This is a genomic window from Rhodococcus sp. IC4_135, assembly GCF_011602025.1.
Lineage (GTDB): Bacteria > Actinomycetota > Actinomycetes > Mycobacteriales > Mycobacteriaceae > Rhodococcus_F > Rhodococcus_F baikonurensis.
This window is the reverse complement of record NZ_JAAOLG010000008.1, coordinates 148,774-171,349: the sequence shown is the minus strand read 5'-3', so window position 1 is coordinate 171,349 and position 22,576 is coordinate 148,774. Positions and strand designations below refer to the sequence as shown.

The window sequence follows — 22,576 nt, the reverse complement described above, 5'->3', positions numbered from 1 at the left end:
CGGTGATCAGGTGTTCAAATCTCTAGGCGCTCAGCCGAATTCGATGGAGGTATTGATTTCCTCCACCTGGTTGGAGGTCTGCATGTTCGTCGTGTCGGTGAACTGGTTTGCGAAGCTGACCAGGTAGACCGGCGAGTTGTCGTCGGCTTGGTAAGCAACGACTGTCATGACGGCGTAGAGCGGAACGTCCAGGTTTGGCGCTGTCCAGGTTCCGGAGAGGCGGAACCCCTGCTGTCCGTCGACGTCGATCTCGGTGTACTTCACCTCGGTCCATCCGTCGAGGGTGGCGATGGTTTCACGCGCAGCGGCAAGAACCTCGTCTTTTGTTGCGGTGCCTTGGTTTTCGACCGTCACCGTGGTGTTGGGCATGAAACCGCTGGGTTCCTGGCTGTTGCTGGACAACGCATCCGTAACGCCGGCAGGGATGTTCTCGCCGTGAGTCCAGCTCGGCGGGAGGCTGACGCTGATGCTCGGCGCTTCGGGGTCGTCGCCGGTTTCGATCGTCGTCCGCTCACCGATGAACGGTGTCCCGTCCCGCAAGGTTGGCGTCGCGGCAGCGGCAGACGACGAGGATGCAGAACTTTCGGAAGCAGTGGTCTCACTGGTGCTGGTATCACTGGAGACAGCGTCTCCGCTTTCCGAACTGCTGCATCCGGACAGGACGAGTGCAGCAGTGATCAGTGACGCTATTCCGAGAGCAAGTGTGCTGCTCTTAGGGCTCATAGTGTGACAGTCCTTCAGGTTCTGGCGACGGCCGAGCGCCGCCGGCCGCATAGCTGGCGCGGCTGAGACTATCAGCGCTAGGACGGCCGAGTAGTGGCCTTCAAGGTAATGGTGCTGCCGGGCCGCAACTGTGCCAACGACGCAATTCCCGCGTCGGACACTACGGCGATGACCGGGTATCCGCCGGTCACGGGATGGTCGGCCAGAAACACGACGGGCTGTCCGCCCGGCGGCACCTGGATGGATCCCATCACGACGCCTTCGCTCGGCAGTTCCTCGGTGCGAGAGCGATGCAAAGGCCCCTGCCCCTGCAACCGGACGCCGACTCGGTTGGTGTGTTCGGTGACTTTCCATGTGGTGTGAAGGAGCGCGTGAACGGATGCGGCGGTGAACCAGGAATTTCGGGGGCCGAGCGTGATCTCGATCGGAACTGGGCCGAGCGCAGGTGCCGGCGGTGGAATCAATTCTTCGGTGGGCCACGTTCCTTCTTCGGCCCCGAGGAGGAGTAGATCGCCGGCGGCGAGCGGCGGAGGCCCGAGTCCGGAGAGTGTGTCGGTGGATCTGCTGCCGAGTACCTGCGGGACGTCGACGCCACCGCGTGCAGAGATGTAGGTTCTCAACCCGGTTGTGCTGTAACCCAATTCGAGAATGCTGCCACCGCCAAGGTGGATGCTCGCGTAGTCAGGTGCCGGCTGACCGTCGACGGTCAGCGGCACCCGCGCGCCTGTTGCGGCCACCGTCATCGAACCGACGGCCCGCATAGCGAAACCCCCAGTGGTGACTTCGATGGTTGCTGCTCGAAAAGTGTTGCCTACGAGTCTGTTAGCGCTGTCGTGTGAGACCATGTCGACGGCGCCGGATCTACCGACCCCGAGGGCGCCGTAGCCCGTCCGCCCGCGGTCCTGAACTGTGGCGAGCGGGCCGGTACGCACTACCTCGAGCCAGGCCATGAATCCATTCTCCCGCAACAGCGCGGTGAAGACACCAAAATCATGCTTGCACCAAAATCATGCACGGACAAACGTGACTGTGGTGCCGGGTAGAAGCAATGCAGGCGGTCGACGCTCGGCATCCCACACCGACAGTTCCGTCGTTCCGATCAACTGCCAGCCGCCCGGGGAACTGCGCGGGTAGACGCCCGAGAACGGTCCGGCCAACCCGACTGCACCAGCCGGGACCTGCCTGCGAGGATCCGATCGACGTGGAACCTCGAGCTTTCTCTCGTTGCTGGTCAGATATGCGAAGCCAGGGGCGAAACCGATGAACGCGACGGTCCACGACGCAGCCGTGTGAGCATCGATCACACCGTCGACCCCGAGTCCGGTCAGCTTGCCCACCTCTACGAGATCGGCGCCGTCGTAGCGGACCGGAATCTCGACAGCAGGCCCACACTCATCTGCTGTGAGTTCGATCGGTACTGCCCCACGGACCCATTTCTCCACGAGTTTGTGTCCGGTGATCGCGTTGTCGTACTCGATCAAGATGGTTCGCGCCGCGGGAATCAGGTCGATCACTCCGGGGATCCGACTGGCGTCGAGAGCCCTGAAGTTGCCCAGCACGCTCGGCAGTTCGTCGTATTCGACGAGGACTGCGGATTCACCGGCTGGCAGGATCGTGATCATGTGAAGGGCGTGATCTCGACGTCGGAGGATTCGAGGAGAGCGCGGATCGCTGCGGCCATGTCGACAGCTGCCGGGCTGTCACCGTGGACGCACACCGATGCTGCGGCAACTTTCACCGTGCTTCCGTCGACTGCGTCCAACTCGCCGTCGACGACCATTCGCCGAACCCGTTCTGCAACCAGCGTCGGGTCGTGCAGAACGGCGCCGGACTCGGTGCGGGGAACCAGGGTGCCTTCCGCCGTGTACGCGCGATCGGCAAAAGCCTCGGCGACGATCTCGAGGCCGGCCTCTCGAGCCTCTTCCAGAAACACCGAACCCGGTAGTCCGAGAACAGGTAGCGAACTGTCGTAGGCGACGACAGCGGCGACGACCGCCCGTGCTTGCCGCCGGTGATGGACTATTGCGTTGTAAAGCGCGCCGTGGGGTTTGACGTACGTGACCCGCGATCCGGAGACACGAGCCAAACCGTCGAGCGCCCCTATTTGATAAATGACGTCGGCGGTGAGGTCCTTCGGGGACATGTCGATGAAGCGTCTCCCGAAACCGGCGAGGTCTCGGTAACCCACCTGCGCGCCGATCCGCACGCCGCGGGTGGCTGCGGATTCGCAAGTCGCCAACAGCGTTGTCGGGTCCCCGGCATGGAATCCGCAGGCGATGTTCGCGCTGGTGACAAGTTCGAGCATGGCGTCGTCGTCGCCCAGGGTCCAGGCTCCGAAGCCCTCGCCGAGGTCGCTGTTCAGATCAACGCTGTAGCCCATACCTCGATTCTAGGTACATGAGCTTCGAGATATGCGTGGCTCTCGGTGTTCAGGCGTGGGCCGGAATCCGTCCGGCATTCTTGCGACGTGCGGATCCGAAGAGTCGGCATATCAGGTAGATCACGAACGAGACCGAGGTGACGAAACTCGAGACGGGAACGCCGGGTGCCAGCGAGAGAAGGATGCCGCCGACGGCTGCCAGTTCGGCGAACACGACGGAGAGGATCGTGGCCTTGAGTGGGCTTGCCGTGACGTACGCGGCGGCCGCTGCGGGGGTGATCAGCAGCGACATCACCAGCAGCGCGCCGACGATCTGCACGCCCAGTGCTGCGGTGATGCCGACCAACACGGCGAACACGATCGACAGTGCCCGAACCGGAACACCGCGAGCTGCAGCAACTTCGGGGTCGGTGCTCGCGAACAGCAAAGGGCGGTAGATGAATCCGAGTGTGCCGATCACGATGACCGCGCACAGCAGCAGAAGTTCGAGACCGCTGTTTCCCGGCGCCACGATCTGTCCGACCAGCAGTGAGAAGCTGGTTCCCGTGCGACCGTCGTATGCCCAGAGGAACAACACCGACAGGCCGAGGCCGAAAGCCATGATCACGCCGATCACCGAATCCCGGTCCCGCGCTTTCGCTCCCAGCAGTCCGAACAGCACCGCGGCGACGACCGAACCGACGATGGCGCCGAAGCCGACGCCCACACCGACGAGAAGTGCGGCGGATGCGCCGGTCAGTGACAACTCGCTCGTGCCGTGCACCGAGAACGACATCTGACGACTCACGATCAGCGGCCCGATGATGCCTGCCAACAATCCGAGGATGGCACCGGCGATCAACGCCTGTTGAACGAAGTCGTACTGCAGTAGGTCGACGGTGGCGGACACGTCGAACATCCGCGACATCGCGTCGGTGAACTTGTTACTCACTGGTGGTGATCCTCATCAGAATGGTGAACGCCTTCTCCCGGGCGTAGTCCGCCGGCGCTGCCGAGTGCGTCGATGGCGTCTCCGGTGCCGATCACGACGAGACGGCCACGAACCTGCAACACTTCGACGTCGGTGTTGTACAGATCCGAGAGAACCTCGGACGTCATCACTTCGGCCGGCGTCCCGATCCGGAATTTGCCGTCCACCAGATAGAGCACTCGATCCACCAACGGCAGGATCGGATTGATCTCGTGCGTCACGAACAGCACCGCGGTGTCATGGCTGCGCCGACGCTTGTCGATCAGCGTCGAGACCAGGTGCTGGTTGGCGAGGTCGAGGCTGAGTAGCGGCTCGTCGCACAGCAGGATCCGCGGGTCGCCGACCAAAGCCTGCGCGATCCGCAGTCGCTGCTGCTCGCCGCCGGACATGGAACCGATAGGAGCGTCGGCAAACGACTGGGCACTGACCTGTGCGATGGCGTCGTCGACGATCTTGCGGCGACGACCCCGACGCAGTAACCCCGTACCCCACTGGTGACCGTCGACGCCGAGGCCGACCAGGTCGCGGCCGCGGAGCGGGAGGCCGTCGTCGATGGATTTCTGCTGCGGGATGTACCCGACGTGTGAATTCCCGGCCCGTGCCGGCGTGCCGACGATCTGTGCGCTACCGCCGCTGAGTTGCAGTTGGCCCAGCAGAATCTTCAGGAGCGAGGTCTTGCCCGACCCGTTCGGTCCGAGTACGGCGATGAACTCACCTGGCTGTACCTCGAGGTCGAGTCCGTCCCAGAGGGTGCGGGCGCCGAAAGACAATCGAGCACCCTTCAGCGTCACAGCGGGCACGGTGTTACCTGAAGGCACGGTGTTTCCTGAAGGCACGGTGTTACCCGGAGGCACAGGAGTATTCGCGGAAGTTTCTGTCACAAGCCGATCGGTTCTTCTCGGAAATGGTGGGGCAAATAATTACTGGGCAGAGAGGGCGTTTGCGAGCGACTCCGCGGTCTGCGTCTGCCACTGAATGTAGTCCAGGCCCTCGGGCAGAGTCTCCGTAACCTCGACGACGGGCACTCCGGCGGTTTCGGCTGTGGTGCGCATGTCCTGGGTCACTTTGTCCTGCGTCTGGATGTTGTAGACCAGTGCGCGGGCCTGCTTCTCCGAGAGGAGCTGGCGCGTTGCGGCGATTGCAGCCGGTGACGGATCGTTGCCGTCTTCGATGGCGCTGGTGAACTCCTCGGGAGTTGCGTCCTTCAGTTCAGCTGCGACCAGGAGGTAGTGCGCGATCGGCTCGGTCTGAGCCACCGGTGCGCCCGCGTGGGCAGCGGCGATGGAATCGGTGATCGCTGTGACGCCGGCGAGCTTCTGGCTGTATGCCTTCGCGTTGTCCTCGTAGGTCGCCGCGTTGTCCGGATCGAGAGCGCTCAGCTGATCGGCCACCGAATGTGCGACGGCGTCGACGGTCGGGATGTCGAACCAGACGTGTTCGTTGACTGCGCCGTGGGTGTGACCGTCATGCGATTCGCCCGCGGTTTCGCCGGCGTGGATGCCGCCGTCGAGCAGGTTGTAGGCGTTGACCGTCTTCTGCTCGCCCTTGCCCGCGTCGAGGACGTCGGTGATGAACTGGTCGTAGCCGCCACCGTTGTAGACGACGAGCGATGCGTCGGTGATCTTGGCGGCATCGGCGGGCGTCGCCTCGAACGAGTGCGGGTCCGCGGACGGTTCGTTGATGATCGACGTCACGGTCAGCTTGTCGCCGGCGACGGCCTGCGCGACGTCGCCCCACACGTTCGTCGATGCGACGACGGTGATGCCCTCGTCTTTCGACGAGTTGGAGCTGCACGCGGTGAGCGCGAATGCTGCGGCGACCGAGACGGCCGCGAGGGCGGTGGCGGTGCGGAATTTCGACGACGAACGCACGTGCTTTTCTCCTGAACAAAGGCTGGGCTAAATGCTATTGGAAACCGTTACCGTTACACATTAGCGCATAGTCGCTGGTAGTTCACCTTCGGTTCAGCCCCAACGCGCCGTCTGCGGGCACTACGGCTAACGTCCGTTTATGCCCCGGTCCCGTCAGCCACGCCGTCAAGCCACTTTGGCGTCGCTTGCCGCCGAGCTCAATGTGTCGAGAACTACAGTCTCGAACGCGTACAACCGACCCGATCAGCTCTCCGTCGAGCTGCGGGATCGAGTGCTCCAAGCGGCCAAGCGACGCGGATACCCCGGACCTGATCCGGTCGCCCGCTCCTTGCGAACTCGCAAAGCCGGCGCCGTCGGTCTCCTGCTCACCGAAGCGCTCAGTTATTCGTTCCGTGACCCGGCTGCCATGAGCTTCCTGGCCGGTCTCTCGGAATCGTGTGAGGACGCCGGCCAGGGCTTGCTGCTCATCCCGGCCGGGCCTGGACGCGACGAGGTGGATGCTGCAGCCGTGGTCCAGCAGGCGGGCGTCGACGGCTTTGTCGTCTACTCGGTGGCCGACGACGACCCGTATCTCGCTGCCGTGCTCGAGCGTCACATTCCGATCGTCGTCTGCGACCAGCCCCGCGAGATTCCCGGTGCATCCCTCGTGGGCATCGACGACCGCGCTGCCATGCGCAAGGTCGCCGATTACCTCATCGGTCTCGGACACCGTGACATCGGCGTGCTCTGCATGAGGCTGGGGCGCGACCGGATGGACGGCGTGGTCAGTCAGGAACGACTCAAGTCCCCGCACTTCCACGTCCAGCGTGAGCGGATCGAAGGAGTGCGCGACGCGATGGTGGCGGCCGACATGGACCCACTCTCACTCACGGTGATCGAGCGGTACGTCCACACATCGCAGTCCGGGCACTCGGCGGCGGCGGAAGCTCTCGCGACCAACCCTGAGATCACCGCACTGGTCTGCACCACCGACGTGCTGGCTCTCGGCGCCTTGGACTGGGCGCGCTGGCAGGGCATCGATGTACCTGGCCAACTGTCGATCACCGGATTCGACGGCGTCGACGAGGCGCTGCGCGAATCGCTGACAACGGTGCGCCAGCCCCAGGAAGAGAAGGGCCGGCGCGCCGGTGCGCTCCTGATGTCGCCGTCCGGATCCGGCGTTCCGATCGTCGAGATGCTCGACACCGAACTACTGACAGGACGAACATCAGGTCGGATCCGGGTGTAGCCGTCAGGGTGTAGCGCTCACGCCAGGAGTTGGGCGCACCGCAACAATCCCAGATGGCTGTACGCCTGGGGATGGTTGCCCAGCGAGCGTTCCGCGATGGGGTCGTACTCCTCCGCGAGTAGTCCGGTGGGACCTGCCGCCGCGACCAACTGGTCGAACAGTGCCTCTGCCTGCAATCGCTGCCCGATCAGCAGGTAGGCCTCGACGAGCCAGGCGGCACAGAGGTGGAATCCACCTTCGATGCCGGGCAGACCGTCGTCGTGATGGTATCGGTATACCGTTGAGCCGCTGCGTAGTTCAGCCTCGGTGGCTACGACGGTCGCTGCGAAGCGTGGATCCGTCGGATCGATCAGCCCCGACAGTCCGATGTGGAGAGTGGCTGCGTCGAGATCGGTACCGTCGTAGGCCGCGGTGTACGACTGAACGTCGTCCTTCCAGCCCTTGTGGCGCACTTCGTCGGCGATCTGGTCACGCAGTTCCGCCCACTCGGGCAGAGCCTCGCGAGAAAAGCGGGTTGCAAGATCGACAGCGCGGTCGACGGTGACCCAACCCATCACCTTGGAATAGACGTGGTGACGCGGGTTGTCGCGAATCTCCCAGATGCCGTGATCGGGTTCGAACCAGCGTCGCTGCACCGCCTCGACCATGGCGCACACCAGTTCCCAATCGCGGTCGCTCAAAGGATCGGGGGCACCGGCCTTTTCGCGTGCATTCGCCAGTTCGACGATCAACTCGACGATCGGGCCGAACACGTCCAGCTGAACCTGCTGATTCGCGGCGTTTCCGACGCGGACCGGCCTCGAGCCGGCGTATCCGGGAAGCGAATCGATGACGGCCTCGGGCGGTAGCGAAGTTCCGTAGAGCGTGTAGAGGGGGTGCAGGCGCTCGGGTCCCGGCAGCGTTTCGAGCACGCGGTGCACCCAGTCGAGGTAATTCTCGGCTTCGTCGGTGGACCCGACACTCACGAGAGCTGTTGCGGTGAGGGCTGCGTCGCGCAACCAGCAATAGCGGTAGTCCCAGTTACGGACTCCGCCGATCTCTTCCGGCAGGGATGTCGTCGCGGCGGCCATGATGGAACCGGAATCGGCATGAACCAACCCGCGCAAGGTCAGCGCAGAGCGTTTCATCAAGTCCGGCTTCAGCTTCGGGAGTTCGAGCGTCTTGGCCCAATCGGACCAGTAGGCTTCAGAAGTCCCTCGACGTTCGATCTCCGGAACTTCCGAGGGGCCGATTTCTTCTGTTCCGCAACGCAATTCGAGTACGACGTCACCCTTGGACGGTTCGACGATGGCGTGGGCGGTCTGCTGATTTCCGTCGGTGGCGATGTTCCACAGCACGCCGGGGGAGCGGAGCACGTACGGCTCGTTGGTGCCGAGGACACGAATGCCCTCGTCGACGACCTCGAGCGTGACCTGACCCTGGCCGAACTCGGGGCGGGGTGCAAACGAGACGATCGCGTCTGCCTGACCGGAAATGATGCGGGTCAGGTCGGTTCGTCCTTGTGGGACGTCGTGCGGGAGGTAGTCGGTGACGGACAGGCTCGCCCAGCGGGTCTGAACGGTCATCGTGCTGTCGATGTACTTCTGGCTCAGCGGCAAGGCTGTTCGGCGAGGCCCGACCGAGAAGTGGCCGGCCCCGGTTCCGCCGAGAAGGTGCGCGAAGACCGCCGCTGAATCCGGTTCCGGGTGACACAACCAGGTCAGCGTCGCATCCGGGGTCACCAGAGCGACAGTGCGCGGACTCGCGAGCATCGAGAGTCGCTCGATGGGCGGAGCGTCGGCACCGGAAAGCCACGTACGGCGCTCGTCGAGCAGGAACGCCAGAGCGGCAGCGACATCCTCGGTGCTGTCGACGCGATAGTCGGCGACGGTGTCCCCGCTGCCGACCTTGATTCCGATGTCCGGCCCCTGAAGCCTGCTGAACGCCTTTTCGTCGGTGACGTCGTCCCCGATGAAGACGGCAGCGGTAGCGCCGTCCTGATGGCGAATCAAGTCGAGTGCGTGGCCCTTGTCTGTGGCGATGACCGCCAACTCGACCACCGACTTACCCTCGGTGACCTGAACACCCGGCCAGAGGGCTGACTCGGTGCGAACGGCGATGAGTGCCTTCTCGGCGTCGTCGGCGCTGGTGTTGCGTACGTGCAGGGCGACGCTGGCGGGCTTCTTCTCCACAGTTGCGCCGGGGGTGTCGGCGGCGATTCGGCCCAACTCGGTGACGATCTCGTCGAGCAGTTTCCTGGCGTCGGCGTCGATCGCGTGAACGAATCCGATGTCGAACTCGGAGCCGTGGCTGCCGACCAACTGCACTTCGGCAGGAAGCCGGGACAATGCAGCCAGATCCTTGAGGGCGCGGCCCGAGATCACGGCCGCCGTCGTCGACGCCAGGCTGGCGAGGGAGCGGAGCGCACGCACCGTTTCCGCGCGGGGATAGGCCTTGTCCGGGTTGGCGACGATGGGGGCCATCGTCCCGTCGTAGTCGGAGGCTACGAGCAGGCGCGGGGTGCGTGCCACGCCCGACAGCGCTCGGCGGAGTTCGATGGACAGATCTTGTGCGCTCACCTCTTCAAATCTAGGTGATGCAGCGACTCCTGGCTCGATACGTTTCTGCCAGATCAGTGCGAAAATGACAGATGCGACAAAGGATGTCTATTCGGGTTTCCGCGTTCCGTCACCGAGCAGCAGTTCAACCGTCAATTCCAGGCGATTGGCGACATCGGTAGCCGAAGAACGTCGCGTGAGCCATGCCACCAAATTGGACAGCCACACATCGGAGATCACGCGCGCGATCGCCAACTGCTCCTCGGTCGGCTCCTCTTCGGTCATCGCCCGTGCGAAGAGTCGGTCCATCAGCTGGCCCACCTGATCGACCTCTGCCGCTGCGGAGGCGTCGGCGAACATGAACGCGCGAGTCATGGCTTCGGTGAGGAGCGGATCGCGCTGCATCGCGCGGGTGATGAGGCTGAGGATCAGCTGCATCCGCTCGAGCGGGCTGGTTCCAGGTGGGATCTTGCCCTTGGAGTCGATCTTCTCGAACTCGCGTGCCAGAGCGGACACCAAAAGGTGAACCTTGGACGGGAAGTAGCGATAGAGCGTTCCGACTGCGACGTCGGCGCGCTCGGCCACGGCGCGCATCTGGACAGCCTCGTAGCCGCCCTTGGACGCCAAGGCGAGTGTTGCGTCGAGAATCCGCTTGCGGCGTTCACGTTGCGCGTTGGAGCTGAGATCGTCGTCCCCGAGCGTTGCAGAAGCAACCGCGTTGGAGCGGGATCGGGATGTTGTGGTCATCGACAAATTCCTTCGCGCCTTGACTCTTGGCCAGGTGTCATATTAGAACACGTTCTAAACAATTGTGTCACTTATCGAGAGGCGGGAACCAGTTGTGACAATCGCCACGACCGATGAACAGCGGGCGGTCCAGGAATCGATAGAGGCCTGGGCGCGCTCGGCCACGCCGATGGACATGGTACGCCGTGGACCAGCAGTTTCGTGGCGGGAGAAATGGTCCGAGTTCGCGTCTCTCGGGATTTTTTCGGTCGCCGTTCCTGAAGCGGTAGGCGGAGCCGGAGCCGAAATCGTCGATCTCGCGGCAATGCTCGAGCAGGCGGCAATCGAACTCGTGCCGGGTCCTGTTCTCACGACTGCGCTGGCCGCTCTGGTGGTGGGGCGTAGTTCGTCGCCCGCTGCCAAACGGTGGTCCGAAACGCTCGCCGACGGTGCGCTGCCGTGTGCCGTCGTATTGGACGAAAGTCCAGTTACGGCAACGGCGAATGCGTCCGGCGGCATCGAGCTTCATGGCGAAGGAGGTTACGCCTGGGGTGCAGATTCGGGTGTATCGGTACTCGTTCCGGCGGGCGTGGTGTCCGGAGCCGACGGTTCGCGTGTTGTCTGGGCTCTCGTCGACGGTGACAGCGAAGGCGTGACCTACGAAGCGGTCGACACCATCGACAAGTCGCGACCACTGGCACGAGTCTCGTTCGACCGAGTGACAGTCGACGCCGACCGAATCCTCGATGACATTGCCCCAGGATCGGTTTCCGATCTCGCGGCGGTGCTGGGGGCTGCCGAAGCGGCCGGAATCGCGGCGTGGAGCCTGCGTACTGCGGTGGAGTACGCGAAGATTCGCGAACAATTCGGAAAGCCCATCGGCTCGTTCCAGGCGATCAAACACATCTGTGCCGAAATGCTGTGTCGCGTAGAGAATGCCGGAGCCGTCGCCTGGGACGCCGCGGTCGCTGCAGAGTCGGGCGACGAACTTCCGATCGCGGCGGCGGTGGCGGCCGCGGTGTCTCTGGACGCCGCTGTCGAGACGGCGAAAGACTGCATTCAAGTGCTCGGCGGCATCGGATTCACGTGGGAGCACGAGGCGCACTTCTACCTTCGTCGAGCACTGTCACTCCGGCAGATTCTGGGCGGATCATCTTTCTGGCGCGCACGCGTCGCGGAATTGACGATCGGTGGTGCACGGCGTCACCTTCAGATCGACTTGAGTGAACTGGAATCCGACCGTTCCGACATTCGCGAAGAGGTAGCGCAATTGGTGGCGCTACCCGAATCCGAACAGCGCAACGCGCTGGCCGAATCCGGCTACCTTGCACCGCACTGGCCGAAGCCGTACGGCCGGGGCGCCAAGGCCGCACAACAGATTTTGATCGAAGAAGAGTTGGCGGCCGTCGGTATCGGCCGACCCGATCTCGTGATCGGCTGGTGGGCCGTTCCCACCATCCTCGAGCACGGCAGTGCGGAGCAGATCGAAAGATTTGCGACTCCGACGCTCAAGGGTGAGATCACCTGGTGCCAGCTCTTCAGTGAACCCGGTGCAGGTTCGGATCTTGCGGCGCTGCGCACGACCGCGGAAAAGGTCGAGGGCGGTTGGAAGCTGAACGGCCAGAAAGTGTGGACTTCGCTTGCGCGTGAGGCGGACTGGGCCATCTGCCTTGCCAGGACCGATCGTGATGTTCCCAAGCACAAGGGCATCACGTACTTCCTTCTCGACATGAAGACGGCTGGGATTCGGATCTCGCCGCTGCGTGAGATCACCGGCGACGCCCTGTTCAACGAAGTCTTCCTCGACGACGTCTTCGTGCCGGACGAGTGTGTCGTCGGCCAACTTGGCGGAGGCTGGAAACTGGCCCGCACGACCCTCGCCAACGAGCGAGTCGCGATGAGTGGAGGGTCTTCGCTCGGCGGTGCGATGGAGGAATTGCTCGAGCTGGCAGGCGATCCCGATCCTGTGGTTGCAGACAAGCTCGGTGGGCTGATCGGAACCGCCATGGTGGGCTCGTTGCTGGAATTGCGTACGACACTGCGGCAGTTGGACGGTCAGGATCCGGGCCCGGCGTCGAGCGTCCGCAAGCTGGTAGGCGTGCGTCAGCGTCAGAATGTCGCAGAGTTCGCCATGGAATTGGGTGGCCCAGCCGGATGGGTGGAGGGTCCGCTCTCGCGTGAGTTCCTCAACACGCGATGCCTGTCGATTGCCGGCGGAACCACCCAGATTCTGTTGACCGTCGCCGCGGAGAGAATTCTGGGCCTGCCCCGTGACTAGACGGCGTGAGTAGAGGCCTTTAGAAATGTCCACGTTGGTGATACAACTAGAACACGTTCTACATCAGAGACAGGATTGCCAGCGTGGACTTCACTCCCGATGAAACCCAGGAAGCGGTAGCCGAGGTGGCTACCGCGCTCCTTGCCCGTGAACTGGAGCCGGACGCGCTCTGGGCGGCATTCGCCGAAGCCGATCTGCTCACGTTGGCATTGCCCGAGCGTCTGGGCGGTGAGGGCCTCTCGGTGACCGACGTCGGTTCCCTCCTCGTCGAGGTCGGCCGGGCCGCTGCACCCATTCCGGCTCTCGCGACTCTGGGCTTCGGCGTACTCCCCATCGTTGCTCTGGGGACCGACGCGCAGCAGGACGAATTGCTCACCGGAGTCAGCGATGGCCGGGTGTTCACCGCGGCCCTCGGTGAACCGGGGCAGCAGTTCCCGAAGCAGCCGTCGACTACCGCGCAGCAGTCGGGCGACTGGTATCGCGTCAGCGGGACCGTGCTTGCGGTGCCCTTCGCGGCGAGCGCACACAGAATTCTTGTGCCCACCGACGCCGGAGTCGTGCTCGTCGATCCGACCGCCGCCGGCGTCGCATTGACGCCGACACCCAGTGCGTCCGGCAGTCCGGAGTTCGCAGTCACCATGGACGAGGCAGTCGGTGAACTTCTCGGTGCCGGCGAGGAAGCCGTCCAGACGCTGTACCGGATCGCCACGGCGAGTATCGGAGCCGTTGCAGACGGTTTGGTGTCCGGTGCCGTCGATCTCACTGCGGCACATGTCGGCTCACGCGAGCAATTCGGCAAGCCGCTCGCCACGTTCCAGGCGGTCTCACAGCAGATCGCCGACGCCTATGTCACCTCGCGGACTCTTCACGTCGCGGCGTTGTCGGCGTCCTGGCGCGTGTCGGAGGGCCTGGATGCCCAGTCGGACCTCGACGTCATGGCGTACTGGATCGCCCAGGAAGTACCCGCCACGATGCAGGTGCTTCACCACCTGCACGGCGGTCTGGGCGTCGACGTCACCTATCCGCTTCATCGTTACTACTCGACTGCAAAAGACTTGGCGCGCCTGCTCGGCGGCGCTTCGCAGCGACTCGACCTCGTGGGGGCCCGGTGTTCATCGATCTGACCGACAGTCAGCGCGCATTGCAAGCTGAACTTCGACGCTACTTCTCGACGCTGATCTCGCCCGAGGAGGCCAAGATCATGCGTGTGGAGCGGCATGGCCCTACCTACCGCGAGGTCATCCGTCGCATGGGCAAGGACGGCTGGCTCGGCGTCGGCTGGCCCGTGGAGTACGGCGGACGTGGGTTCGGCGAGGTCGAGCAGCAGATTTTTGTCAACGAGGCTGTGCGGGCAGATGTCCCACTGCCGTCGGTCACTCTGCAGACCGTCGGCCCGACTCTGCAGAAGTACGGCAGCGAGGAGCAGAAGCAGAAATTCCTGCCCGCGATCCTCGCCGGTGAAGTGCATTTCGCGATCGGCTACACCGAACCGGAGGCCGGCACCGACCTTGCAGCGCTGCGTACCTCGGCAGTTCGAAGTGGAGACGAGTACATCGTCAACGGTCAGAAGATCTTCACCACTGGCGGGCATGACGCCGATTACGTGTGGCTCGCCGTGCGAACAGGTTCCGCTGATTCGCGGCACCGCGGCATCTCGATCCTGATCATGGACACCAAAGATCCCGGTTACACCTGGACGCCGATCATCACCTGCGACGGCGCGCATCATGTCAACGCCACCTACTACGAGGACGTTCGCGTTCCGGTGAACATGCTTGTGGGTGAGGAGAATCAGGGTTGGCGCCTGATCACGACGCAGCTCAACCACGAGCGCGTCATGCTCGGCCCGGCAGGTCGTGTCGCAGGGATCTACGACCACGTCTTCGATTGGGCCAAGCGTGAAAACCTGCTCGATCACGTCGATGTACGGCGCGCGCTCGGCGAGATTCATGCGACGTATCGCCTCAACGAACTGCTCAACTGGCAAGTGGCGTCGAGTGATTCGGATTCGGTGGACATCGCCGATGCTTCGGCGACCAAAGTGTTTGCGACCGAACGCATCCAGCGAGTCGGTCGACTGGCGGAAGAGATCGTCGGACGATACGGAAATCCGATCGATCCCGAAACGGCTGATCTCATGGAGTGGCTGGACATGCAGATCAAGCGCAACCTGGTGATCACCTTCGGCGGTGGAGTCAACGAGGTGATGCGCGAATTGATCGCTACCGCCGGCCTGAAGCTTCCCCGCGTTCCGAGATAGGAAACAAATCGTGTCAGATCCCATTCTCACTGCTGCCGAGCGGGTTCGAGAGGACGGGCCGAGCGCTCCTCGCGCCGGCCGGGACCCCGTGAACCTGCCGATGATCCGCAACTGGGTCGAGGCGATCGGTGACGAGAACCCGATCTACGTCGACGAATCGGCCGCCCGCGCTGCCGGACACGACGGAATAGTCGCACCGCCGGCGATGGCGCAGGTATGGACGATGCGCGGTCTGGGGGCGATTCGAGAAGCCGACGATCCGTTGGGCCGGATGACGGACATTCTCGACGAGGCAGGATTCACCTCCGTCGTCGCGACCAACTGCGATCAGATCTACCACCGCTACTTGAAGCCGGGTGAAGAAGTCACCATCTCCTCGGTGTTGGAAGACGTTGTGGGACCCAAGAAGACAGGTCTCGGCGAAGGATGGTTCTTCACTACCCGCAGCTTCTGGCGGGTCGGCGAAGAACTGGTCTCGGAGATGATGTTCCGGATCTTGAAGTTCGCGCCGCCAGTCAGCGAGTTGCCTTCGACTGACGTCCCTGCTGACCTGGACGCATCGCGGATGCTGCGCCCGACGCCGTCTCTCGACACACAATTCTTCTGGGACGGTGTTGCCGCACACGAGCTGCGTATTCAACTGCGTTCGGATAGTTCGGTGCAGCACCCGCCGGTGCCCGCGATCTGGAATGACAAGTCGGAGCAGACCGACTACGTGGTCGCGTCCGGACGGGGAACGGTCTTCAGTTTTGTCGTTCACCACGCGCCCAAGGTTCCTGGTCGGTCGTTGCCGTTCGTCGTGGCCCTGGTCGAACTGCCCGAGGGTGTGCGGATGCTCGGCGAATTGCGCGGTGTCGATCCCTCGAGCGTGTCGATCGGAATGGAGGTGGAGGCGATCTACCTCGACTTCCCCGGAGACGACGAGACCGGGGGAACTCCCTGGACCTTGTACGCGTGGCAGCCGGTTGATGTGTCTGATGTGTCTGCTGTGTCTGGGGCTTCTGCGGTTTCAGCGGTTTCTGCGGTGAAGGAGTGACGATGACTTTGACGACGGATATCACTGTGGGAGAAATTCTTCCGCAGCTCTCGATCTACGGCGACCCGACGTTTGTGGTCTCGGCAGCGCTCGCTACCCGCGACTTTCAAGATGTTCACCACGACCGTGATCTCGCACAGAAACGCGGCTCGAAAGACATTTTCGTCAACATCCTCACGGATACCGGCCTGGTGCAGCGATTCGTGACCGACTGGGCCGGACCGCGGGCAGTACTCACGTCGATCAAGCTCCGCCTCGGGGTCCCCTGGTACGCCTACGACACTTTGACGCTCTCCGGAACTGTGACCTCCTACGACGAGGATCTCGTTTCGCTCGCGGTGGTCGGCAAGAACAGTCTGGGAGATCACATCACCGCGCAGGTCACACTGGCATTTCCGGCGTCGGGTTCGAATGGAGACATTGAAAACGGAGACATTGAAAACGGAGACATTGAATGAGCGCACTGTCCGGCAAGGCCGCGATCGTCGGAATCGGAGCCACGGATTTCTCGAAGGACTCCGGTCGCAGTGAACTGCGACTGGCCGCCGAGGCTGTTCAAGCCGCGTTGGACGACGCAGGTCTGACACCCGCCGACGTCGACGGTCTTACCTCGTTCACCATGGACACCAACACCGAAGTCGCAGTAGCTCGTTCGGTGGGTATCCCGAACCTCAAGTTCTTCAGTCGTATTCACTACGGTGGCGGTGCCGCTGCGGCGACGATTCAGCAAGCGGCCATGGCGGTCGCCACTGGCGTCGCAGACGTCGTCGTCGCATACCGCGCGTTCAACGAGCGATCGGGTGCGCGTTTCGGGCAGGTGAACTCCGGCCTTGTGGCGCAGGTCAATTCGTCGGGGACGGACAACGCCTTCTCCTATCCTCACGGATTGGGTACTCCCGCATCGTTTGTCGCGATGGTCGCGCAGCGGTACATGCACGTATACGGCGCGTCCAGCGAGGACTTCGGTCGAATCGCCGTCGCGGACCGTAAGCACGCAGCGACCAATCCGAAGGCGTTCTTCTACGGAAAACCGATCACCCTCGAGGACCATCAGAACTCGCGATTCATCGCCGAACCTTTGCATCTCCTCGATTGCTGCCAGGAATCCGACGGAGGCATCGCCATCGTCGTCACCTCGGCAGAACGAGCCAAAGATCTGAAGAACACCCCTGCCGTTATCGCTGCCGCTGCACAGGGCAGTGGGGCAGATCAATACATCATGACCAGCTATTACCGTGACGGTCTGACCGGCCTACCGGAGATGGGCCTTGTCGGCGATCAACTCTGGTCACAAAGTGGGCTGCGCCCGTCGGACATGCAGACGGCGATCTTCTACGACCACTTCACGCCCTATGTTCTGATGCAGCTCGAGGAACTCGGTTTCTGCGGTAGGGGAGAGGCCAAGGACTTCATTGCCGGTGGCGCAATCGAACTCGGCGGCAAGCTTCCGATCAACACCCACGGTGGACAGCTCGGCGAGGCATACATCCACGGGATGAACGGTATCGCCGAGGGAGTTCGGCAGATCCGCGGTACTTCGGTCAACCAGGTCGACTCCGTCGAGAATGTACTGGTGACTGCGGGCACGGGAGTTCCGACATCGGGGCTTGTGCTGACTCGCTGATTGATCGAGGGCGCAGCTCCGTCCCGCGTCACGACCTGTTGGCACCGCATCGAGGTTTTCTTCGATGCGGTGCTCGGCTATGTTCTGTTGTGCCCGAGTTATTCTCAGGTTTTGAAGGTGGTGTTCGCCGGCCGCGGGTGCCGCTGCGGGTCGATCGAGGGCGGTGGGATGAACCAGGGTTTGTTGTCGACGCCGATCCGGATTTCCCATTTGCCGACGAACCCGGATTTTCGGTGCATCAGGCGGTGATGTGAACGGCACAGCAAGACCAGGTTGTTCATCACCGTCGGGCCGCCGTTGGCCCAGTGCCGGATGTGGTGCGCATCCGTCCAGGCGGGCACGCATGTGCAGCCGGGGAACGCGCAGCCTTTATCTCTCGCGATCAGCGCGACGCGTTGTTCGGCGGTGACCAACCGCTTCCCGGGTTTCGCATCGAGCGGCGCGCCATGATCGTCCAGCAGAACAGTGGACAGGAAGCAGTCGCACCCGAGGAGTCTGGTCTGCGATACCGACAGTGGTCCGAGCCAGGGCATGTGCCCGACATCGAGATCCGACACAGACCCGCCACCATCAGTGGGTGCTGCGGCGCAGTCCCGGTGCTCGGCCAGATCCCGGGCATTGATGTGAACGTTCACGTGCGGACGCTGACCACCATCCATACCGGTCTTGGCGCAGTCCAGGTAGCGGCGGATCAGTTCGGTGAACCCGTCCGCGGTCCGCTTCGCCGCCGACCGGGCATCCGGGGTTCCGTCGGGTGCCGGGGTCGGCATCGTCAGATTCGACAGGGCGGAGAGCAGCATTTCGCCGGTGAGGGCGTCGAAATCCCCACGCACCACCACCCGACCGTTCAGCGTCGACGCGATGCGGAGTTCGTTGCGGTCGATATCTTCGGCGGGCGGAATTTCATCGATTCGAAGATTCGCTCCAACGTCGCGATGACGTTCCGCACCTTCGTGGTCGTGGCCTCCACACCGGAAGCGGCAGCCAACAACAAGTCGATGCACTTCGGTAGCGCTTCGTCCGGCATCCCCTTCGGCGGCGATTCACAAAACGCCACGATCAACACGGCGTGCTCGAACGAACAATCCCCGCAATCGAACCGGGCTGCCACTGCCGGAAACGGCCGCAGCGCAGCACCGAGGGCGGCGATCTTCTTCCCGTCCCGGACCTGGAGCATCGTGTTCGCCGCCAACCACGCACCGACCCCGCGGCTGGCGATCACCTGATCATCCGGGCGCAACGACAGCTCGTCGACCACCGCCACCCGAACGGCTTCCAGGCGCAGTATCTCCGCACTCGCCGACACCGCAGCAGCCCGCAACTCAGCAGCCGACAACCGCCACAGACGTCCGCGTAACCCCACCGCAGAACCAGACACCACATCCGATGACAGAACATTCATTGAATCCCCCGATCCCCACCCCCAACAATACTCGAACACCAGTTCGAGTCAATATGCTTTTCGCGGCTAATTTACGATCGCTGGATGTTCACGTTGACTACCGAACGCCTCGTCCTTCGAGACTTCACACTCGGGGATGAAGATGCCGTCCATCAGTACGCCTCCGACCCCGTCGTCTGTAGATATGTGGATTGGGGTCCGAACACTCTGGCAGTGACCAGGGCATTCCTGGCCGACGCGACATTGGAAGCCGCGGGCGTCGAGCGTCGATCATTCACCCTGGCGATCACGTCGAAGGTCGACGGAACGGTCATCGGTTCGGTAGCTGTGTGGGAAGTATCCGCCGCGCACGGGCGGGCGGAACTCGGTTTTGTCGTGAACCCGAAGTTCCAGGGGCAGGGTTATGCGTCCGAAGCGGCGAGTGCGGTTCTGGAACTCGCGTTTGCTCGACTCGGAGCACAACGCGTGCAGGCAACGTGTCGTCCGGAGAACTCGGCGTCGGCGTCGGTACTCACCAAAATCGGAATGGTGGAGGAGGGGCGGATGAGGGCGCACATGGTTATCCGGGGGACTGTGGTGGATTCGTTGCTTTTTGCCGCTGTTCAGCCAGAGATCGCATCAGCTGACTTTGCGTGACCTTCCCGGACCCTGGTGCGATACTCGAATCATGTTCGAGGATGCCTTGCTCATCGACGCGGCCGGCCGGCCCACCATGCAGCATCACCAGGCCTTTTCTCGGGACTGGGACCGCATCAAGGAGTGGTCCGACAACATCTACATGCCCTACACGGTGACGCCGATCGGAAGTCGGTTGAAGCCGGCTTCGGACATGTACTCCGCGGCGGTCGGCAAGATCGACGTCACCAGATTCTGTTACGGAATTCCGGTCTCTGTGGGTGAATGTTCGCCTGAGGCCGGAAACATTCTGGTTCTGACGACGATCAGAGGCAACGGTCGACATGCTCTTGGCCGGGGCGCTGCGGCGAATACCGGAGTGGGGGAGACCTTTGTCGCAGACTGCAGTCGGACCGACTATTTCGTCGAATTCGACGAGGACCATCTGCAGCTGAATCTCACTGTGCCGCATCAGCTTGTCGCCGATCATGCCCTGCAGTGGTACGGGACAGTTCCCGACGACCGTCTCTGGCGGCACAAGTGCACCATCGGCGGGCGTGGCTCGAGTTGGCTCGCATTGATGGACTACGTTGTTCGAGCGATTGCAGAGTCGCCCGACGCGATGTCGGGTGAAAGGCTCGGTGCCAGGGTTCAAGAACTCATTACGGCTCAGCTTCTCGACGAGTGGGCAACACAGGCTGGGTTGCAGCTCGGCGTCGACGCTTCTGCCGAACCGGCCTACGTGCGATCGGCAGAGGAGTACATCGATACCTTCGCTCGCTCGGTGCCGACGGCATCGGAGATCGCGGCTGCGGTGGGTGTCAGTGTCCGGGCGCTCACCGCGGGATTTCGACGGTACCGAGACACCACGCCGGGGCAACGATTGCGCGCGCGCCGGCTGGAGGGGGTACGCAGCGAACTGTTGCGTTCCGATGGGAAAACCGTCTCGGAAATCGCCAACGCCTGGGGCTACGTCAATCTGGGCATGTTTGCGGCCGCCTACCGGAAACGGTTCGGAGAGTTGCCTTCCGAGACTCGGAATCCACTCTGAGGGCAGTTGTTTGAACGGTCATGACGATCGGTTTACGCACTGGATGAACTGCCGCGATCCGTTGTTTCGTGTCGGAGCAGTCTGCAAGGATTGAAATCGAATGTGACAGCTATCCAACGAGCTAGGAGTACGTCATGGCAACTCGACTTAATCCGTACATCAGCTTCAACGGCAATGCCCGAGAAGCGTTGGAGTTCTACAAGGGCATTTTCGGTGGCACGCTGGCGCTGAGCACGTTCGGTGAATTCGGCAATCCCGGCGAGGGCGGGGACAAGATCATGCACGGAATGCTCGAAACCGATCAGGGATACACCTTGATGGGTGCCGACACTCCGCCCGGCATGCCGTACAACCCCGGCGACAACATCACAGTCAGCCTCAGTGGCGACGACGGCGATGTGCTGCGCGGGTACTGGGAGCAGTTGTCGGGAACGGGTACGGTCAGCGTTCCGCTCGAGAAGCAGATATGGGGAGACGAATTCGGCTCCTGTACAGACAAATTCGGCATTTCCTGGTTGGTGAATATCGGAGCGCCCCAGAGCTGATTCCAGGCTCTGCCCGGTTCTGCCGAAACGAGACAGTTTTCCTGCCGTTTCGAGGCAGAACCGGGTGTGTGATCGCCGTTACATTCTGTTCGACAAGACAAGTTGCAAGTCGGATGGAGAAATGCAGTGACGATCGAAGATATTGCGCGGAAGCCCCTTTCGAAGCAGCGCCTCGACGACGTGCTGGCGCGAGCAACCCAGGGGGCTGATCGCGTCCCGGGTGTGGTTGCGATGATCACGGATCGAGAAGGCAACATCTACGAGGGTGCTGCGGGTGAGCGGACACTAGGTTACGGCGTTCCGATGACCCTCGATACAACCTTTGCGCTCTTCTCCACAACCAAGGCGATCACCGGTACCGCTGTCCTGCAATGTGTGGAGGAGGGGTTGCTCGATCTCGATGCACCTGCAGCGACCTATGTTCCGGACATCGGTGAGCTGAAGGTCCTGGACGGTTTCGACGCCGGCGGAAACCCCGTTCTTCGGGAACCCAAGCGCGACATCACCACTCGCATGCTGCTCCTGCACACTGCAGGGTTCGGCTACGACTTCTTCAACGAGTCGTACAATCGGCTCTCGCAGGAACATGGGCAGCCCAGCGTGATCACGTGCAGCAAAGCGGCGCTCACGACACCGCTGCTCTTCGACCCGGGTGAGAAGTGGGAGTACGGCACCAACATCGACTGGGCCGGACAGGTCGTCGAGTCGATTCGAGGTCAGCGACTCGGCGATGTCATGCGCGAGCGCATCTTCGAACCGCTCGAGATGACGGATACGGCATTCACGATGAGCCCGTCGATGAAGGATCGACTTGCACCGATCCATCAGCGCGAGAGCGACGGAAGCCTCACTCCGCTCATTGGATTCGAGCTTCCGGCCGAACCCGAGGTGCACATGGGTGGTCACGGTTTGCACGGCACTGTCGGCGACTACATGAAGTTCATTCGTATGTGGCTGAACGACGGCGTGGGCACTTCGGGTCGCGTGTTGTCGTCGGAGACGGTAGCTGCAGCCGTTCAGAACGGGCTCGAAGGCCAGCATGTGGGGTTGTTGCCCGGAGTTCTCCCGACACTATCCAACGATGCGGAATTCTTCCCTGGTGTACCCAAGGGATGGGCATACTCCTTCATGACAAATGAAGAGGTGGCACCCACCGGTAGGCCGGCCGGATCGCTGGCTTGGGCGGGTCTGGCCAACCTCTATTACTGGATCGACCGGCAGACCGGCGTCGGAGGGTTCTGGGCAACGCAGATTCTGCCGTTCGCGGACGCTGGATCCATCAACGGATACCTGGAGTTCGAGACCGCCGTTTACCGGTGATCGGCTAGAT

20 protein-coding genes and 1 pseudogene are annotated in these 22,576 nt (G+C 62.7%); 11 read left to right on the top strand and 10 right to left on the bottom strand.

Translation table 11 applies throughout. From position 1 onward, the window contains the following. Positions 1-30: 30 nt before the first annotated feature. The 7 genes from G8767_RS16905 to G8767_RS16875 all read right to left on the bottom strand — a co-directional run bounded on the left by G8767_RS16905 (position 31) and on the right by G8767_RS16875 (position 5,944). Entirely contained in the window at positions 31-723 is a 693-nt protein-coding gene (locus tag G8767_RS16905) for an LpqN/LpqT family lipoprotein (RefSeq protein ID WP_020723635.1), read from the bottom strand. A 77-nt stretch (positions 724-800) separates the two neighbouring features. Then, positions 801-1,673: a biotin-dependent carboxyltransferase family protein gene (locus G8767_RS16900; RefSeq protein ID WP_095970897.1), complete on the bottom strand. Its 873-nt coding sequence runs from the start codon at positions 1,671-1,673 to the stop codon at positions 801-803. 57 nt (positions 1,674-1,730) lie between these two features. After that, complete coding sequence (gene pxpB / locus G8767_RS16895; protein ID WP_206029444.1) at positions 1,731-2,345, bottom strand: 5-oxoprolinase subunit PxpB; 615 nt, start codon at positions 2,343-2,345, stop codon at positions 1,731-1,733. Beyond that, complete coding sequence (locus tag G8767_RS16890) at positions 2,342-3,103, bottom strand: 5-oxoprolinase subunit PxpA (protein ID WP_124568911.1); 762 nt, start codon at positions 3,101-3,103, stop codon at positions 2,342-2,344. Before G8767_RS16890 ends, pxpB begins: the two co-directional genes overlap by 4 nt. 49 nt (positions 3,104-3,152) lie before the next feature. Then, a complete protein-coding gene (locus tag G8767_RS16885) occupies positions 3,153-4,034 on the bottom strand; it encodes a metal ABC transporter permease (RefSeq protein ID WP_003945811.1) in 882 nt (293 codons plus the stop codon). Then, on the bottom strand, positions 4,031-4,891 hold the full coding sequence (locus tag G8767_RS16880; RefSeq protein ID WP_095971018.1) for a metal ABC transporter ATP-binding protein: 861 nt from the start codon (positions 4,889-4,891) through the stop codon (positions 4,031-4,033). The genes G8767_RS16885 and G8767_RS16880 overlap by 4 nt, the downstream gene beginning before the upstream one ends. A gap of 102 nt (positions 4,892-4,993) precedes the next feature. Then, positions 4,994-5,944, bottom strand: coding sequence for a zinc ABC transporter substrate-binding protein (locus G8767_RS16875; RefSeq protein WP_095970900.1), 951 nt, complete (start codon positions 5,942-5,944; stop codon positions 4,994-4,996). Between the two features lie 139 nt (positions 5,945-6,083). On the opposite strand from G8767_RS16875, the gene G8767_RS16870 reads away from it, so the two are divergent. Further along, positions 6,084-7,172, top strand: a complete 1,089-nt coding sequence (locus tag G8767_RS16870) for a LacI family DNA-binding transcriptional regulator (protein ID WP_095970901.1) — start codon at positions 6,084-6,086, stop codon at positions 7,170-7,172. 17 nt (positions 7,173-7,189) lie between these two features. Here G8767_RS16870 and otsB read toward each other — a convergent pair whose 3' ends face one another. Next, positions 7,190-9,730, bottom strand: a complete 2,541-nt coding sequence (gene otsB / locus G8767_RS16865; RefSeq protein WP_095970902.1) for a trehalose-phosphatase — start codon at positions 9,728-9,730, stop codon at positions 7,190-7,192. An 87-nt stretch (positions 9,731-9,817) separates the two neighbouring features. After that, positions 9,818-10,456: a cholesterol catabolism transcriptional regulator KstR gene (kstR, locus tag G8767_RS16860; protein WP_003945752.1), complete on the bottom strand. Its 639-nt coding sequence runs from the start codon at positions 10,454-10,456 to the stop codon at positions 9,818-9,820. Between the two features lie 94 nt (positions 10,457-10,550). On the opposite strand from kstR, the gene G8767_RS16855 reads away from it, so the two are divergent. From G8767_RS16855 to G8767_RS16830, 6 genes are all read left to right on the top strand, one after another. Further along, positions 10,551-12,713: an acyl-CoA dehydrogenase gene (locus G8767_RS16855; protein WP_166810760.1), complete on the top strand. Its 2,163-nt coding sequence runs from the start codon at positions 10,551-10,553 to the stop codon at positions 12,711-12,713. A gap of 83 nt (positions 12,714-12,796) precedes the next feature. Then, complete coding sequence (locus G8767_RS16850) at positions 12,797-13,837, top strand: acyl-CoA dehydrogenase family protein (protein WP_095970904.1); 1,041 nt, start codon at positions 12,797-12,799, stop codon at positions 13,835-13,837. Next, the gene (locus tag G8767_RS16845; RefSeq protein ID WP_166810759.1) at positions 13,822-14,973 is read left to right on the top strand and encodes an acyl-CoA dehydrogenase family protein; all 1,152 of its coding nucleotides are present in this window, start codon (positions 13,822-13,824) and stop codon (positions 14,971-14,973) included. The genes G8767_RS16850 and G8767_RS16845 overlap by 16 nt, the downstream gene beginning before the upstream one ends. Before the next feature lie 7 nt (positions 14,974-14,980). Beyond that, positions 14,981-16,009, top strand: coding sequence for a bifunctional MaoC family dehydratase N-terminal/OB-fold nucleic acid binding domain-containing protein (locus G8767_RS16840; protein WP_166810848.1), 1,029 nt, complete (start codon positions 14,981-14,983; stop codon positions 16,007-16,009). A gap of 2 nt (positions 16,010-16,011) precedes the next feature. Continuing rightward, on the top strand, positions 16,012-16,467 hold the full coding sequence (locus G8767_RS16835) for a MaoC family dehydratase (RefSeq protein WP_166810758.1): 456 nt from the start codon (positions 16,012-16,014) through the stop codon (positions 16,465-16,467). Next, a complete protein-coding gene (locus G8767_RS16830) occupies positions 16,464-17,633 on the top strand; it encodes a lipid-transfer protein (protein WP_003945661.1) in 1,170 nt (389 codons plus the stop codon). The genes G8767_RS16835 and G8767_RS16830 overlap by 4 nt, the downstream gene beginning before the upstream one ends. A 104-nt stretch (positions 17,634-17,737) precedes the next feature. Here the strand turns inward: G8767_RS16830 and G8767_RS16825 are convergent. Next, positions 17,738-19,035 (bottom strand): annotated as a pseudogene (locus G8767_RS16825) (DUF222 domain-containing protein). An 84-nt stretch (positions 19,036-19,119) separates the two neighbouring features. Here G8767_RS16825 and G8767_RS16820 point away from each other — a divergent pair. The 4 genes from G8767_RS16820 (at position 19,120) to G8767_RS16805 (ending at position 22,566) form a co-directional block, all read left to right on the top strand. Beyond that, positions 19,120-19,671, top strand: a complete 552-nt coding sequence (locus tag G8767_RS16820; protein ID WP_166810757.1) for a GNAT family protein — start codon at positions 19,120-19,122, stop codon at positions 19,669-19,671. Positions 19,672-19,702: 31 nt separating this feature from the next. After that, a complete protein-coding gene (locus G8767_RS16815; RefSeq protein WP_200313886.1) occupies positions 19,703-20,701 on the top strand; it encodes a helix-turn-helix domain-containing protein in 999 nt (332 codons plus the stop codon). A 134-nt stretch (positions 20,702-20,835) separates the two neighbouring features. Then, entirely contained in the window at positions 20,836-21,246 is a 411-nt protein-coding gene (locus tag G8767_RS16810) for a VOC family protein (RefSeq protein ID WP_166810756.1), read from the top strand. 180 nt (positions 21,247-21,426) lie between these two features. After that, on the top strand, positions 21,427-22,566 hold the full coding sequence (locus tag G8767_RS16805) for a serine hydrolase domain-containing protein (RefSeq protein WP_346843001.1): 1,140 nt from the start codon (positions 21,427-21,429) through the stop codon (positions 22,564-22,566). Positions 22,567-22,576 lie beyond the last annotated feature (10 nt).

Bases quoted from the DNA above. Each gene is read 5' to 3' on its own strand.
- G8767_RS16905 (WP_020723635.1), bottom strand. From the start codon at position 723: ATGAGCCCTAAGAGCAGCACACTTGCTCTCGGAATAGCGTCACTGATC.
- kstR (WP_003945752.1), bottom strand. From the start codon at position 10,456: ATGACCACAACATCCCGATCCCGCTCCAACGCGGTTGCTTCTGCAACG.
- G8767_RS16890 (WP_124568911.1), bottom strand. From the start codon at position 3,103: ATGGGCTACAGCGTTGATCTGAACAGCGACCTCGGCGAGGGCTTCGGA.
- G8767_RS16830 (WP_003945661.1), top strand. From the start codon at position 16,464: ATGAGCGCACTGTCCGGCAAGGCCGCGATCGTCGGAATCGGAGCCACG.
- G8767_RS16815 (WP_200313886.1), top strand. From the start codon at position 19,703: ATGTTCGAGGATGCCTTGCTCATCGACGCGGCCGGCCGGCCCACCATG.
- pxpB (WP_206029444.1), bottom strand. From the start codon at position 2,345: ATGATCACGATCCTGCCAGCCGGTGAATCCGCAGTCCTCGTCGAATAC.
- G8767_RS16810 (WP_166810756.1), top strand. From the start codon at position 20,836: ATGGCAACTCGACTTAATCCGTACATCAGCTTCAACGGCAATGCCCGA.
- G8767_RS16870 (WP_095970901.1), top strand. From the start codon at position 6,084: ATGCCCCGGTCCCGTCAGCCACGCCGTCAAGCCACTTTGGCGTCGCTT.
- G8767_RS16835 (WP_166810758.1), top strand. From the start codon at position 16,012: ATGACTTTGACGACGGATATCACTGTGGGAGAAATTCTTCCGCAGCTC.
- G8767_RS16900 (WP_095970897.1), bottom strand. From the start codon at position 1,673: ATGGCCTGGCTCGAGGTAGTGCGTACCGGCCCGCTCGCCACAGTTCAG.
- G8767_RS16820 (WP_166810757.1), top strand. From the start codon at position 19,120: ATGTTCACGTTGACTACCGAACGCCTCGTCCTTCGAGACTTCACACTC.